General features: G+C 72.4%; 12 protein-coding genes. 2 read left to right on the top strand and 10 right to left on the bottom strand.

Going from position 1 to position 14,046, the window contains the following annotated elements:
* Positions 1–56 precede the first annotated feature (56 nt).
* The 8 genes from F4556_RS28020 to F4556_RS27985 all read right to left on the bottom strand — a co-directional run bounded on the left by F4556_RS28020 (position 57) and on the right by F4556_RS27985 (position 8,031).
* Positions 57–1,277 (bottom strand): ABC transporter substrate-binding protein, encoded by a 1,221-nt coding sequence (locus tag F4556_RS28020; protein WP_184920854.1) that lies wholly within the window; start codon positions 1,275–1,277, stop codon positions 57–59.
* Positions 1,274–2,350: a branched-chain amino acid ABC transporter permease gene (locus F4556_RS28015; protein ID WP_313068726.1), complete on the bottom strand. Its 1,077-nt coding sequence runs from the start codon at positions 2,348–2,350 to the stop codon at positions 1,274–1,276. The genes F4556_RS28020 and F4556_RS28015 overlap by 4 nt, the downstream gene beginning before the upstream one ends.
* On the bottom strand, positions 2,343–3,233 hold the full coding sequence (locus F4556_RS28010; protein ID WP_184920852.1) for a branched-chain amino acid ABC transporter permease: 891 nt from the start codon (positions 3,231–3,233) through the stop codon (positions 2,343–2,345). The genes F4556_RS28015 and F4556_RS28010 overlap by 8 nt, the downstream gene beginning before the upstream one ends.
* On the bottom strand, positions 3,230–4,012 hold the full coding sequence (locus F4556_RS28005; protein ID WP_184920851.1) for an ABC transporter ATP-binding protein: 783 nt from the start codon (positions 4,010–4,012) through the stop codon (positions 3,230–3,232). Before F4556_RS28005 ends, F4556_RS28010 begins: the two co-directional genes overlap by 4 nt.
* Positions 4,009–4,812 carry an ABC transporter ATP-binding protein gene (locus tag F4556_RS28000; RefSeq protein WP_184920849.1) on the bottom strand — a complete coding sequence of 268 codons (804 nt, stop codon included), beginning with the start codon at positions 4,810–4,812 and terminating at the stop codon, positions 4,009–4,011. The genes F4556_RS28005 and F4556_RS28000 overlap by 4 nt, the downstream gene beginning before the upstream one ends.
* Before the next feature lie 88 nt (positions 4,813–4,900).
* Positions 4,901–5,803 carry an esterase/lipase family protein gene (locus F4556_RS27995; RefSeq protein WP_246511104.1) on the bottom strand — a complete coding sequence of 301 codons (903 nt, stop codon included), beginning with the start codon at positions 5,801–5,803 and terminating at the stop codon, positions 4,901–4,903.
* 411 nt (positions 5,804–6,214) lie between these two features.
* The gene (locus F4556_RS27990) at positions 6,215–7,126 is read right to left on the bottom strand and encodes an ABC transporter substrate-binding protein (RefSeq protein WP_184920845.1); all 912 of its coding nucleotides are present in this window, start codon (positions 7,124–7,126) and stop codon (positions 6,215–6,217) included.
* Between the two features lie 278 nt (positions 7,127–7,404).
* Entirely contained in the window at positions 7,405–8,031 is a 627-nt protein-coding gene (locus tag F4556_RS27985; protein WP_184925287.1) for a dienelactone hydrolase family protein, read from the bottom strand.
* Between the two features lie 120 nt (positions 8,032–8,151).
* On the opposite strand from F4556_RS27985, the gene F4556_RS27980 reads away from it, so the two are divergent.
* Entirely contained in the window at positions 8,152–9,804 is a 1,653-nt protein-coding gene (locus tag F4556_RS27980) for an alkaline phosphatase D family protein (RefSeq protein ID WP_184920843.1), read from the top strand.
* A gap of 149 nt (positions 9,805–9,953) precedes the next feature.
* Here F4556_RS27980 and F4556_RS27975 read toward each other — a convergent pair whose 3' ends face one another.
* A complete protein-coding gene (locus F4556_RS27975) occupies positions 9,954–10,808 on the bottom strand; it encodes an ABC transporter permease (protein WP_184920841.1) in 855 nt (284 codons plus the stop codon).
* Positions 10,805–13,531: an alpha/beta fold hydrolase gene (locus F4556_RS27970; RefSeq protein ID WP_184920839.1), complete on the bottom strand. Its 2,727-nt coding sequence runs from the start codon at positions 13,529–13,531 to the stop codon at positions 10,805–10,807. The genes F4556_RS27975 and F4556_RS27970 overlap by 4 nt, the downstream gene beginning before the upstream one ends.
* Positions 13,532–13,651: 120 nt before the next feature.
* On the opposite strand from F4556_RS27970, the gene F4556_RS27965 reads away from it, so the two are divergent.
* Positions 13,652–14,029 carry a VOC family protein gene (locus F4556_RS27965; protein ID WP_184920837.1) on the top strand — a complete coding sequence of 126 codons (378 nt, stop codon included), beginning with the start codon at positions 13,652–13,654 and terminating at the stop codon, positions 14,027–14,029.
* Positions 14,030–14,046 lie beyond the last annotated feature (17 nt).

The following is a 14,046-nucleotide window of genomic DNA, read 5'->3' as shown; positions in this document are numbered from 1 at the left end:
TGCATTGTGACCCGCACGCCAGATCTCCTCGCAGTTCCCCGAGCCCCTGGCAGGGCTCAGGGCTTGACCTCGTGGGCTCCCTCGACCGTGGTGAGGCCACCGGTGACGCCCTTGGCCGGCTTGAGGATGTACGCCTGACGGGTCGGTGCCTTGGTGACGTCGGAGAAGTTCATCGGCACGCCGAGGATGTTGAGCGCCGTGGTCTTCCGGTGCGCCGCCGCGATGCCCTCCCGGGTCAGGTCCTTCTCCGCGCACGCGGCGCCGAGCGCCTCCGCCGCCACCTGCGCCGCCGACCAGCCGCTCGCCACCCCGCTGTCGACCGGGGCACCGGGGTACTTGGCCTGGTAGTCCTGCACCAGCACCCGCATCGCGGAGACGTCCGCGCTGACCGGCGAGATCGCGCTGACCACGGACAACTGCCGCTCCAGCGCCGGTCCGACGGCCGTGTCGAGCAGCTGCGGGGCGAAGCCGGGCGCGCTGCTGAGCACCGGTACGGTCAGCCCCTGCCCGGCCGCCGCGCCGACCAGCGCCGCCGTCTGCTTGGGCCCGGCACTGATCAGCACCGCCTTGACCCCGGCCTCCCGGAGTGCCGAGACCTGCGCCGTCAGGTCCTGGTCGGTGGGCTTGATCTTCTGCTCGACCAGCGTCAACTTGCCTTTCTCGGCCGCGTACTTGGAGCCCGCCAGCGCGTTCTCCCCGTACTCGCCCTCGAAGTACACGTGCCCGATCCGGTCGCCCGCCACCAGCCCGGCCTTGCGGGTGAGGAAGTCCACCCCGGTGATCATGTCGACGTCGTAGGTGGAGCCGACCACCTGGATGTAGGGCTGCCCGAGCATGGTGGAGGCCCAGGCCATCGGCAGCGCCAGCAGGTGCTTGCCGTTCAGGTCCTGCTTGATCGCCGCGACCACCGGGGAGCCGATCACCTGGGTGAGCAGCGCCGTGTCCGGCTCGACCTCGGTGAAGGCGGCGACCGCCTTCTGCACGTCGTACCCGTGGTCCTTCACCACGATCCTGAGCTTGCGGCCGCAGATGCCGCCGTTCGCGTTGGTCTGGTCGACCCAGAGCTGCTGGGCGTTCACGATGCTCTTGCCGAGCGAGGCGTACGGGCCGGTCAGGTCGGTGAGGGCGGCCATCGTGATGGTGGAGTCGGTGACGCCGGGGCCGGTCTTCACGCCGTCCTTCCCGAGCGTGCCGTCGGCCGAACTCCCCTTGGTGGAGCAGGCGGTGGCGGTGAGGGCGAGCACCGCGACTGCGGCGGCGAGGCGGGTGGTTCTCATGGGGTGTGCTCCTGGGGGGTCTTGCGGGGGCGGCGCCGGGTCAGCCCGGCGAGCCCCTGCGGGGCGAGGGTGAGGACGAGCACGATGGCGGCGCCGTACAGGTAGCGGGCCGCCTCGCCGGGAGTGGGGCCGGCCGATCCGGAGCCGGGCCGGGCGAGCAGCGGCAGGTCGTCGGCGTAGCCGGTGAGCAACTGCGGCAGCAGGGTGACCAGTACGGCCGCGACCGCCGCACCGCCGACCGAGCCCAGTCCGCCGATCACGATCATGGCCAGGTAGTCGATCGAGAGCACCAGGCCGAAGGTCTCCGGCACCACCCGCCGGAACACCAGCGCGAGCAGCGCCCCGCCCGCTCCGGCGTACAGGCAGGAGACCACGAAGGCGGCCGAGCGGTAGCGGGCCACCGGTACGCCCATCACGGCCGCCGCGACCTCGCTGTCCCGGACGGCGCCGAGGGCCCGGCCGGGACGGCCGCGCAGCAGGTTACGGGCCGCCAGCAGAGCCACCGTCACCAGGGCCAGGCCGAAGTACCAGAGCCGTTCGAGGCCGCCGAACGGCACCCCGAGCACCAGCAGCCCGCGCGGCGAGCCGTCCGTCAGCGCGAAGCCGAACAGGTCCATCGGCTGCACCGAGCGGCCGTTGTAACCACCGGTCACGGTATGGGCGTTGAGCATCACGTGCTGGCCGATGAAGACCAGCGCCAGGGTCGCCACCCCGAGGTACATGCCGCGCAGCCGCCCGGCGATCGGGCTGAGCAGCCCGCCCGCCAGACCGGTCAGCGCGACGGCCAGCCCGAAGGCGAGCAGCGGCGGCAGCCCGAGGCCGGTCAGCCCGTCCGCGGCGCCGGCCGGACCGGCGAGCCAGACGTAGCCGTACGCGCCGACGGCCAGGAAGAAGGCGTGGCCGAGCGAGAGTTGGCCGGTGGTGCCGGTGAGCAGACTGAGCCCGATCGCGCCGATCACGGCGGCCATCGCGAACAGTCCGCTCTGCAGCCAGAACCCGGTCGCGTAGAACGGCAGCGCCAGCAGCACCAGCACGCCCAGCCCGACCGTGAGGCGCTTGGGGAGTTCAGACACGGGACAGCTCCTTCGATCCGAACAGCCCGTTCGGCCGGACCAGCAGCACCAGCACCATCACCAGGTACGGCGCGACATCCGCCAACCCGGTTCCCAGGCCGCTCAGTTGCTCCTGGTAGCCGGCCGCCAGCGCGCTGCTCAGGCCGATCACCAGGCTGCCCGCGAGGGCGCCGACGGCGGAGTCCATGCCGCCGAGGATGGCGGCCGGGAAGGCGGCCAGCGCGATCTGACCGGTCGTCCGGTCCAGGCCCGGCGCTGGGAAGGCCGCCAGGAAGACCGCCGCCACGGCGGCCAGCGCCCCGGCCAGGCACCAGGCGGCCAGCCTGACCCGGTTCAGCCGGATGCCCATCAACGCGGCGGCCTCCTGGTCGGCGGCGGCCGCCCGCATCGACAGGCCCCAGCGGGACCAGCGGAACAGCGCGAAGACGCCGCCGATCAGCAGCACCGAGACCACGATCCCGGCCAGCCGGGACTGGGTGACGGCCACTCCCCCGAACCCGGCCACCGCATCGCCCCAGGGGTCGCCGGTGCTCAGGAAGTCGGGCCCGATCCGCTCGTTCAGCGCGGTCACCAGCAGCAGGTCGACGCCGATGGTGAGGATGGTCAGCGCGTGCGCCTCGGCGCCGCGCAGACCGCGCGCGGCCAGCGTGTGCAGCAGCCCGGCGGCCCCGCCGGCGGCCAGCGCGCCGCACAGCACGGCGAGCGGGAAGCCGACCGCCTGATGGGTGACGGCGACCGTCCAGCCGCCGAGCAGCAGGATCGAGCCGTGGGCGAAGTTCATCACCCCGGAGGCCTTGAAGATCACCACGAAGCCGAGCGCGATCAACGCGTACACGGAGCCGAGGGCCAGGCCGTTGAGGACCGTTTCGGCGAACTTGGTCATGCGCTCTCCTCTTGCCGGCCCAGATAGGCCGCGATCACCTCGGGGTCGCGCTGCACGCTCTCGGGTGTGCCGTCGGCGATCCGGCGGCCGAAGTCCAGGACGGTCACCGCGTCCGCGAGCCGCATCACCATCCCCATGTCGTGCTCGACGATCAGGATCGAGATGCCCAGCTCGGCCCGGACGGCCGCGACGGTCGCGGCCATCGCCAGCCGCTCGGTCGGGTTCATCCCGGCCACCGGCTCGTCCAGCAACAGCAGCCGGGGCTCCATGCAGAGCGCGCGGGCGATCTCCACCCGCTTGCGGTCGCCGTACGACAGCGGCCCGACCGGCTGGTCGAAGTGGGCCGCGATGCCGAGGAAGTCGGCGATCTCGTACGCCCGTTGGCGGTGTCGGCGCTGCTCCCGGACGGCCTTCGGCAGCCGCAGCGCGGTGCTGGTGAAACCGGCCGTGGTCAGGCCGTGCCGGCCGAGCATCAGGTTGTCGGCGACCGTACCCGCGGTGAGCACGATGTTCTGGAAGGTCCGGGCGATGCCCAGCCCGGCGATCCGGTGCGGGGGCAACCCGGTCAACTCCCGGCCGTCGTAGCGGACCGAGCCTCCGGTGGCCCGGTAGACCCCGGAGAGCACGTTGAAGCAGGTGGACTTGCCGGCCCCGTTCGGGCCGATCAAGGCGTGGATCGATCCCGGGGCGACGGTGAAGGAGACCTCGTCCAGTGCGGTCAGCCCGGCGAACCGGACGGTGACGCCCTCGACCCTCAACTCCGCTGCGGCGGCGGTCATCCGGCCCACCTGCCGAGCTTCGCCGGATGTGCGGCGGCCGGCTCGGGGCCGCTCTCGCCCGCGCCCAGGTAGAGGCGCCGGACCTCGTCGTTGCCCGCCAACTCCTCGGCGCTGCCGGTCAGTCGGACCAGGCCGTTCTCCAGCACCGAGGCCCGGTGGGAGATCCGCAGCGCGACCGCCGCGTTCTGCTCGACCAGCAGGACGGTGGTGCCGGCGGCGTTGATCCGCTGCACGATCCCGGCGATCCGTTCCACCATCATCGGGGCCAGGCCGAGTGAGGGCTCGTCCAGCAGCAGCACCTTGGGCCCGGCCATCAGGGCCCGGCCGAGGGCGAGCATCTGCTGCTCGCCGCCGGACATCAACCCGGCGGCCTGGCGGCGGCGTTCGGCCAGCACCGGCAGCAGCTCGAAGACCCGCTCCTGGGCGGCCCGCCGCGCGCGCCCGCCCAGTGCCAGTCCGCCGGCCCGCAGGTTCTCCTCCACCGTCAGATCGGCGAACACCCGCCGTCCTTCCGGTACTTGGACCATTCCGGCGGCCACCGCCCGCGCCGGGTCACCGGTCAGCGGAGCGCCGTCCAGGGTGACGCCGCCGCTGTCCACCACGCCCCGGTGCAGGGCCAGGGTGCCGGACAGGGCCCGCAGCAGGGTGCTCTTCCCGGCGCCGTTGGAGCCCAGTACGGCGGTGATCTCACCGGCCCTGACCTCCAGCGAGACGCCGCGCAGTGCCTGGACGGCGCGGCTGTAGGTGACCTGTAGGCGGTCGATCCGGAGCGTGCCGGTCGGGGGTGTGGGGGGACTCAAGCGGTTCTCCTCCGGTGCGTGCCCGGCCGGTGCCGAGGCACCGGCCGGGCCGTGCTGTCGACGTGCGGGTGGTGCGTGCGCGGGTGGGTCAGGGGACCAGACGGCAGCCGGTGCGGGTGGCGTGCGCGGGGTCGAGCACGTTGGTCACCTCGTGCAGCGTCTCCGGGTTGACCTGCATGGTGGCGTGCTGCGACAGGTCGGCCCAGCAGAGGTCCTGGATCAGCACGTTGCGTACGTTCGGACCGCTCAGGAACTGGGAGTTGACCGGGGTGGCGACGAAGTCGTACCGGGTCGCGAGCACCGTGTACTCGACCCCGGGCACGGTGTCCCCGCCGGCGTTGGTGGCGGCCAGGAAGGCCGAACCGACCGTCTGGTCCAGGCAGGCCGGGCACCAGCTCTCCAGCAGCGCCTCGGGAGCGCCCGGGATGTCCTGGAGCAGGGTGGCCAGGCCGGACAGCGTGGTGCCGTGACTGGTCGGCGAGATCGCCACGAACCGGCCCACCTTGGCGGCGCCGCCCAGGTGCTTCAGGTAGTACCGCGGCATCAGGCCGCCCTGGGAGTGGCCGACCATGTCGACCTCGGCCGCGCCGGTGGCGGCGAGCACGCCGTCCACGAAGACCCGGAGCTGCTCGGCCGACTCGGCGGCCGGGGCGATCGCGGCCAGCAGCGGCACATTGGGCATCCGGCCGTAGGTGGGGGCGAAGACGCAGTAGCCCTCGGCCTTGAGCAGCGGGGCGAGTTCGATCCAGTTCAGGGTGGCGGTGACGAAGGTGCCGTGCACCAGCACGATCGGCCGGGGGTGGGCCGAACTCGGCCTGCAGGAGAAGTCGTTGGCGCCGGGCAGGGCGGTGGCGGCGAGCTGCTGGGCCGCGGTGATCGCGGACTGGTCGGTCGCACCGGCGGGGACGGTGGTTCCGGCGACGACCAGCAGCCCGGCCGCGACGACCGCGGCCACGCGTCCGGAGCGCCGCAGCAGGGAGCGGATGGACATGAAGTCCTCCATGGGGGTGGGGGATTGGGCCCGGCGGCTCCGGACCGGCGCACATCACAGCACCGGCCCGCCGAACCCGCCCAGTACCCGGCGGTAATACGTTGCCCGCCACCAACCCGCCCCGGACCGGACTGTGCAGCGCGCACAGTCCGCCCACCGGCGCTGCGCGAAGGCTGTCCTCCCCCGCCGATCCGTGCGAACCTGTCCGGCTGCCCAATCGGCCCGCCGGAAAGCGCCCTTGACCGGCCCCCGGCCTGGCACTCCGCCCAATCAGGAGTGCCCTACCCACTCACGAGGCCGGCGTGCCGCCCAGCCCTCGTCCTGCCCTGTGCTGTCCTCTGCTGTCCTCTGCTGTCCTGTCCGAACACCCACCAAGGACCCGGCCGCCGCCTTCGGCCGGGGCCATCGCACTCACTGACTGCCGTTCACCACCGAGTTCTGGATCGCGCCGGCGGACAGCTGACGCTTCGCCAGCAGCTCGTCGTACGTGCCGTTCCTGATCAGCGCGTTCATCGCCTTCATCAGCACGTCACGCAGTTCGCGGTCGCTCTTGCGGACCGCTATGCCGAACGGGCGGGACTGGATCTGCGAGCCGGCCAGGTCGAACGTCTTCCCGCCCCCGATCGTGGTGGCGTTGTGCTGGGCCTTCGGGTAGTCCGTGACGTAGACCTCGGCCGCCCCGGTGCGGACCGCCTCCAGCGCGTCCGCGTCGGCGGCCGTCTCCAGGATCTTCAGCAGCTTGCCGGTGTGCTCGCACGCCTTCTGCTGCCTGGTCACCAGGTCGTGGTGGGTGGTGCCCTTCTTCACCGCGACGGACCGGCCGCACAGGTCGTCGATGGCGGCGACCCCCTTGGGGTTGCCCTCGCTGACCACCATGCCGATACCGGCCATGAAGTAGTCGACGAAATCCACGCCGTCGTTGATCTGCTTGTCGTTCTTGTCCACGCCGAGCTGGCGCTCCCGGGTGTCGGTGATCCCGGACATCCCGATGTCGTACTTCTTCTCGAACAATCCCGGCAGTACGTTGGCGAACGGGCCGGCGTCCTCGAACTCGAACCGGACCCCGAGCACCTTCTCCATCGCGGCGGCGAGATCGACGTCCAGGCCGTCCGGCTGGCCCTGGGGGTTCTTGAAGATCACCGGCGCGGCGGTGAACGACCCGCCCACCCGGATCACGCCGGCGGTCTTGACCGCCTCGGGCAGCCGGTCGTGCAGCGAGACCTTGTCGGCCGTCGTACCGTCCGAGCCGCAGGCGCTCAACAGCAGCGCTCCCACCACCGCGACGGCCACGGCATGACAACTGCGACTGGTGAAGGGGCTCATGTTCGCTTCTCCCGACTGATGGACACACCATGCGGCGGGTTCGGGTTCAGGCGACGGCAGCCCACACCGGCGAGACCCCGCCGGCCCCGCTCCGGTGAGATCTCCTTCCGCATGCCGGAACGGCCGGGTCGGAGCCCGGCAACGTCCCGGAACGGGAATGCCGGTCAGACTATAAGCCACCATGCTCACGCCAGTTCGTGCCGGGGGCTTGTGCATACGTACAACATCAGACTGACGCCCCGCCAGCATGCGGCGGGGCGCCACCAATTCGGTTGATGTCAGCCCTCGGAGATCTCGGCCAGGAACTCCAAGGCGATCGCCCAGGTCCGCTCGGCGGCCTCCGCGTCGTGGTCGGGCAGCTCCGGGTCGGTGTACAGGTGGCCCGCGCCCCGGTAGCGGTGGACCTCGACATCGGCACCGGCCTTGCTGAGGTTGAGGTACCAGGCGTTCAGCCAGTCCTCCGACTCGAACGGGTCGGGGTCGGCCACGTGCAGCTGGACCGGGATCTCGGTGGCGGCGTCCTCGCGGATGTCGGAGGTGCCGTGCAGGAGCAGCAGCCCGAGCGCCTTCTCGTCGGCCAGCGCGAGGTTCTGCGCGAGTGCGCCGCCGAGCGAGAACCCGGCGTAGACCAGCCGGGTGCCGGGAGTGAGCAGCGGGGCCACCTCGGTCACCGCGCGGCGCAGCAGCTCGTCGTTGCCGATCTCCTCCTTGTAGGCCATCCCGGCCTCGACGTCGTCGAAGACCCGGCCGTCGTAGAGGTCGGGGGTGTGCACCTGGTGACCGGCGGCGCGCAGCCGGTCGGCGGCCTGGTGCACCGCCGGGCGCAGGCCGTACGCGGAGTGGAAGAGGACGATCTGGGCCACGTCTGGTTCCTTCGGGGTCAGCTGTTCGAGGTACCGGACCATCATCACCCACCCGGGACGCTCCGCCCGGCCCGGCCGCGCCCGCGACGCCGGGGTGAAGAGCCGACGAACAGTCAGTCCGAACTCTGGACAACTACTTACCGTTCAGTAGCCTTTCTGGACGTGACTGAGCCCACCGATGCCCTGTCCCTCGCCCGGCCGCGTCGCCGCCGGGTCCTGCAGGCCGCCGCACTCACCGCCGGTGCCGCCGCCCTCCCGTTCGCCGCCGCGGCGCCGGCCACCGCCGCTGCCGCACCGGAGTTCCTGCACGGGGTCGCCTCCGGCGACCCGCTGCCCGACGGGGTGGTGATCTGGACCCGGCTCACCCCGGCACCGGACGCCACCCCCGGCTCCGGCAACGGCCCCGACGCCCAGGTGACCTGGCAGGTGGCGACCGACCGGAACTTCGCCGCCGTCGTGGTCTCCGGCACGGTGACCACCACCGCCGCCACCGACCACACCGTCAAGGTGGACGTCCGCGGCCTGCTCCCGGCCACCACGTACTGGTACCGCTTCACCGTCGAGGGCGCCGCCTCCCCCGTCGGCCGCACCGCCACCACCCCGGCCACCGACGCGGCGCTCGGCCGGCTGCGGCTGGGCGTGGCGTCCTGCGCCAACTGGGAGGCGGGCTACTTCTCCGCGTACCGGCACCTGGCGGCCCGGGGCGACCTGGACGCGTTCCTGTTCCTCGGCGACTACATCTACGAGTACGGCACCGGGCAGTTCGCCGCCCGGGGCACCGTGGTGCGCCCGCACGCACCCGCGCACGAAATCCTGAACCTGGCCGACTACCGCACCAGGCACGGCCGTTACAAGACCGACCCGGACCTCCAGGCGCTGCACGCCATCGTGCCGACGATCGCGATCTGGGACGACCACGAGGTGGCCAACGACGCCTGGTCGGGCGGCGCGGAGAACCACACGCCGGGCACCGAGGGCGCCTGGGCGGACCGGGTGGCAGCGGCCAAGCAGGCCTACTTCGAGTGGATGCCGGTCCGGCCCTCGATCGCCGGGACCACCTACCGGCGGCTGCGCTACGGCAAGTTGGCCGACCTCTCGCTGCTCGACCTGCGCTCGTTCCGCAGCGCGCAGGCCAAGGCCGGCACCGGCGAGGTCGACTCGGCCGACCGCACCATCACCGGCCGGGCCCAACTCGACTGGCTGAAGGCCGGGTTGTCCGCCTCCGACACCAACTGGCGGCTGGTCGGCAACTCGGTGATGATCTCGCCGGTGGCCTTCCTCTCGCTCCCCGGCTACCTGCTCCGCCCGCTCGCCCAGCTGCTCGGCCTGCCGTCCGAGGGCCTGGCCGTGAACCCGGACCAGTGGGACGGCTACACCCACGACCGCCGCGAACTGCTCGGCCACCTGAGCTCGCACGGCATCCGCAACACCGTCTTCCTGACCGGCGACATCCACTCCGCCTGGGCCGCCGACGTGCCCAACGAGGCCGCCACCTACCCGGCTTCGGGCAGCGCCGCGACGGAGTTCGTGGTCACCTCGGTGACCTCGGACAACATCGACGACATCCTCAAGGTGGCCCCGCAGACCGTCTCCCTGCTGGCCGCCGCCGCCATCGAGGGCGCCAACCGGCACGTCAAGTGGGTCGACCTGGACTCGCACGGCTACGGCGTCCTGGACGTCACGCCCGAGCAGGTCCAGATGGACTACTACGTGCTCTCGGACCGCACCCGCCGCGACGCCACCAGCAAGTGGGCCCGCGGCTACCGCACCCGCACCGGCACCCAGCGGATCGAACGGGTCTGGTCGCCCCGCTAGTTGCACTATCCAGGGGCTCGGGGAACGGCGACGGTTCGTGGCTGGCGGGTATCACTGCGAAGGTGCCTGACCACCTACGCAACGATCACCTTACAAAGGTCGGCGTCGCAGTTCCCCGAGCCCCTGGCGTGTGCCACCAGCGGCGTGCCTTATGAGACGACGTCCTTGCGGGCGAAGCCGCGGAAGGCCAGGGCCACCAGCACTACCGCGTAACTGAACGACAGCGTGACGCCCTGCAGCATCCCGCCCCACTCCAGTTTGGGCTGCAGGGCGTCCGCCCAGGCGTACTGCCAGTGTGCGGGCAGCCACTCCCGCAGGCCGCCGAGCGCCGTCACCGCGTCCAGTACGCCGGTGATGATGGACAGGAAGACCGCCCCGCCGACCGCGCCGAGCGGTGCGTCCGTGACCGTGGAGAGCCAGAACGCCAGGGCGGCGATGACCAGTTCGGCCAGGAAGACGTACGCCACCGCGATCCCCAGCCGGGGCAGTGCTTCGGCGGCCGGGAGGGTGACCCCGGTCGGCAGCCGCAGGTCGCCCCAGCCGTACGCGGCCGTGCCGACCAGCAGGCCGACCAGCGGCAGCAGCACCACCGCGCCGGCCGAGAAGGCCAGCCCGACCGTCAACTTCCGGGCCAGCAGCCGGGATCGGGGCACGGGTGCGGCCAGCAGGTAGCGCAGCGAGGACCAGCCCGCCTCCGAGGCCACGGTGTCACCGCAGAACACCGCGACCGGGATCACCAGCAGGAAGCCGGTGCCCATGAACAGCAGGGTGACCGAGAAGTTGACCCCCGAGGAGGTGGCCAGCTCGATGAAGCTGGTCCGGCCTTCCCGGCCCGGGGTGTTGCCGCCGAGCTGGAACGCCGCCAGCACGATGAAGGGCAGCGCCGCCAGCACTCCGCCCATCACCAGTGTGCGGCGGCGGCGCAGTTGGCGCACCGCCTCCACCCGCAGCGGGAGCGTGCGGCGGGCCCGGTAGCCCGGGGCCTGTTCCACCACCGTGGTCATGCCGTACCCCCGATCAGCGACAGGAACGCGTCCTCCAGGCGGCGGTGCGGCCCGACGCCCTCCACCGGTACGCCCAACCTCACGAGCTCCGCCACCAGTTCACTCGCCGTCATCCCGTCCAGTCGTACCAGCAGGCCCTGCTCGACCGCCTCCGCCGAGCCCACGCCCGGCAGTTCGGCCACCTTCTCCGCGACCTCGACCGCCGGAGTACTGACCAGCAGCAGTTCGCCACCGCCGACGATCTCGGCCACCGGGCCCGCGCTGACCAGCCGGCCCCGGTCCATCACCACCAGGTGCGTACAGCTCTGCTCGACCTCGGAGAGCAGGTGACTGGAGACGATCACGGTGCGCCCGGCGGCGGCGTAACGGATCATCACCTCGCGCATCTCCCGGATCTGCGGCGGGTCGAGACCGTTGGTCGGCTCGTCCAGGATCAGCAGCTCCGGCATGCCCAGCATCGCCTGGGCGATCGCCAGCCGCTGCCGCATGCCCTGCGAGTAGGTGCGCACCGCGCGGTCCAGCGCCTCGCCCAGGTCGGCGATGGCCAGCGCCTCATCGAAGTGCGCGTCCTCGACCGGGCGGCCGGTGGCCTGCCAGTACAGCCGCAGGTTGGCCCGGCCGGTCAGGTGCGGCAGGAAGCCCGCGCCCTCCACGAAGGCCCCGACCCGGGACAGCACCGGCGCCCCCGGACGGACCGCGTGGCCGAACAGCCGGATCTCGCCCTCGTCCGGCTGGATCAGCCCCATCAGCATCCGCAGCGTGGTGGTCTTGCCCGCGCCGTTCGGCCCGAGCAGGCCGAGCACCTGGCCGCGCTCCACCCGGAAGCCCAGCTCCCGGACCGCGTACCGGTCGGCGGAGCCGTGGTACCGCTTGCTCAACCCGCTGATCCGGAGCGGCACTTCGGCCAGCGCCGGGTCGTACTTGGCCACCTTCGCGCGCCGGAACCTGACCAGCAGCAGGGCGGCCACCGCCAGCGCCAGCAGCGGCAGCACCCACACCCGGGCGGGCAGCGGAGCGGCCTCGGTGCGCAGCCCGTCCACGGTCGGTACGGTCAGCGGCCCGGCGAGCGCGATCCGGTAGGTGGCCGGCTCGGCCGGCGACGCGTACCCGAGGTCGCTGCTGGCCAGCACCAGCCGCAGCCGGTGCCCGGCGGTGAACTCGTGGTCCACGGCGGGCAGTTGGACGGTGACCGTCTTCCCGTCCGCCGCACCCGTCACCCGCAGCGGAGCGGCCAGCTGCTGCGGCAGGGTCTGCTTGCCGTCCGGGCCGAGGTCGTACAGCTTGGCGAACAGCACCGCGTCCGGCCGGTCCGCCCGCACCCGGACGGCGACGGTGGGCGCACCGGTCAGGTGCAGGACCGAGTCGAGCGGCGCCGAGTCGAAGCTCGCGTACTGGCCGGGGAAGTCGATCGCCAGGCCCGCGCCCACCGAGGAGAGCTGGCTCAGCGCCCCGACGCCGGGCACGGCGGAGATGTTCGGCGGGGCGCCGCCGGGCGGGTTGGCGATGCTCTGCTCCCGGCCGGTCAGCTCGACCGTCCGGGTCGCCGTGCCGCCCAGGCCCGGGTAGCTGTCGGCGCTCGCGCCGCGCAGCACCGCCTCGAAGCCGGTCGAGTCCAGGCCGCCGGTCCGGGTGACCCGGAAGGCCGGTCCGGTGTCGGTGTCCTGCTTCTTCAGGTAGTGGTCGAACCAGGCGGTGATCCGGCCCTCCAGCCGTTCGCTGCCCTCGGTGCCGCCGTCGTGCCCGCCGGCGAACCAGTCCACCGTGACCGGCGCCCCGTTGGCGGCCACCGCCTTGGCGATCCGGTCCCCCTGGTCGAGCGGGAAGAGCGAGTCCTGCTGGCCCTGCACCACCAGCGTCGGCACCTTGATCCGGGCCGCCACCGAGGACGGGCTGGACCGGTCCAGCAGCGCGACCGCCTCGGCGTCCGCCCGGCCGGTGGTGGCCACCCGGTCGTACATCGCGCACAGCTCGTCCGAGAACCGCCCGCAGCCGACCGGGCCGTCCTGCTGCTTCGGCTGACCTCCCGTCAGACCGCCGGCCGAGCCGGTGGTGAAGAAGATCCCGGCCCACAGCTTCTTGAACACCCCGTCAGCGCCGCCCGCCGCCTGCGGGCTCTGCTCTCTGCTTCCCTGCGGGAACAAGGCTTCGTTCAGGTTCCACCAGGTGATCTGGCTCGACACCGCGTCGATCCGGGGGTCGTACGCGGCCCCGAGCAGCGCGGCCCCGCCGCCGTACGAGGCGCCGGTGATGCCCACCCTCGGGTCACCCGGCGCGTCCAGCTGCACCTCGGGGCGCTGCGCCAGCCAGTCCACCAGCCGCCGCACGTCGGCGATCTCGCGGTCCGGCGCGTCCAGCCCGATCTTCCCGGTCGAGGCCCCGAACCCCCGGGCCGACCAGGTCAGCACCGCGTACCCCTGCCGGGCCAGCCGCTCCGCCTGCGCCCGTTCGCCGTCCTTGCTGCCGCCGAAACCGTGCGCGAGCAGGACCGCCGGGCGCGGGGTGCTCCCGGTGGTGAAGAAGGAGGTGTCGATGCTGACCTGCGCCGCCGAACCGGGCGTCTCCGGCATCGGCAGCCTGCGCTCCTCCTGCCGTACCGCCGCCTGCTCCTGGCCGCCGGCCGCCACCGCCACCCCGCCGACCAGCAGCACCGCACCGGCCGCCGCACCCGCGAGCAACCGTCTGCGCCCGGGCCGCCACCGACGCCACACCCCACCGAATCCCATGGTCAACGACCCTAGCCGCCCGTGCGGTAGGAAACCTGTAAGCCTCCCGCACGGACCCGCCCCACCACCAGCGCTTTTATCCCATGGACGATCATCTGACCAGGCGTCATAGTGTCCGCCATGGCTTCTCTTGTGCATCACGTGACCATCGACTGCGCCGACACCTACCGGCTCGGTTCCTTCTGGGCCGAGGTCCTCGACAGCAAGCTCGCCGACGACGACAAGCCCGGCGACCCCGAGGCCCTGATCGTGGGCGACCGCTTCGACCTGCTGTTCGTCGCCGTCCCCGAGGGCAAGGCGGCCAAGAACCGCATCCACTTCGACATCCAGCCCACCGACCGCACCCGCGACGAGGAGGTCGAGCGCCTGCTCGCCATCGGCGCCACCCTGGTCGCCGACCGCCGCCGCCCCGACGGCAGCGGCTGGGTCACCCTCGCCGACATCGAGGGCAACGAGTTCTGCGTCGAGCGCAGCGCCGCCGAGCGCGCCGCCGCCTGACACCCCGCTGGTCGGAG

This window comes from Kitasatospora gansuensis (assembly GCF_014203705.1).
GTDB lineage: Bacteria > Actinomycetota > Actinomycetes > Streptomycetales > Streptomycetaceae > Kitasatospora > Kitasatospora gansuensis.
The sequence above is the reverse complement of the archived record's forward strand: the minus strand, read 5'-3'. Positions and strand labels throughout refer to the sequence as shown.

What these genes read in the sequence shown, in the direction of transcription:
- F4556_RS28020 (WP_184920854.1), bottom strand. Translation starts at nt 1,277, where the DNA reads ATGAGAACCACCCGCCTCGCCGCCGCAGTCGCGGTGCTCGCCCTCACC.
- F4556_RS28010 (WP_184920852.1), bottom strand. Translation starts at nt 3,233, where the DNA reads ATGACCAAGTTCGCCGAAACGGTCCTCAACGGCCTGGCCCTCGGCTCC.
- F4556_RS28005 (WP_184920851.1), bottom strand. Translation starts at nt 4,012, where the DNA reads ATGACCGCCGCCGCAGCGGAGTTGAGGGTCGAGGGCGTCACCGTCCGG.
- F4556_RS27995 (WP_246511104.1), bottom strand. Translation starts at nt 5,803, where the DNA reads ATGTCCATCCGCTCCCTGCTGCGGCGCTCCGGACGCGTGGCCGCGGTC.
- F4556_RS27990 (WP_184920845.1), bottom strand. Translation starts at nt 7,126, where the DNA reads ATGAGCCCCTTCACCAGTCGCAGTTGTCATGCCGTGGCCGTCGCGGTG.
- F4556_RS27985 (WP_184925287.1), bottom strand. Translation starts at nt 8,031, where the DNA reads ATGGTCCGGTACCTCGAACAGCTGACCCCGAAGGAACCAGACGTGGCC.
- F4556_RS27975 (WP_184920841.1), bottom strand. Translation starts at nt 10,808, where the DNA reads ATGACCACGGTGGTGGAACAGGCCCCGGGCTACCGGGCCCGCCGCACG.
- F4556_RS27970 (WP_184920839.1), bottom strand. Translation starts at nt 13,531, where the DNA reads ATGGGATTCGGTGGGGTGTGGCGTCGGTGGCGGCCCGGGCGCAGACGG.
- F4556_RS27965 (WP_184920837.1), top strand. Translation starts at nt 13,652, where the DNA reads ATGGCTTCTCTTGTGCATCACGTGACCATCGACTGCGCCGACACCTAC.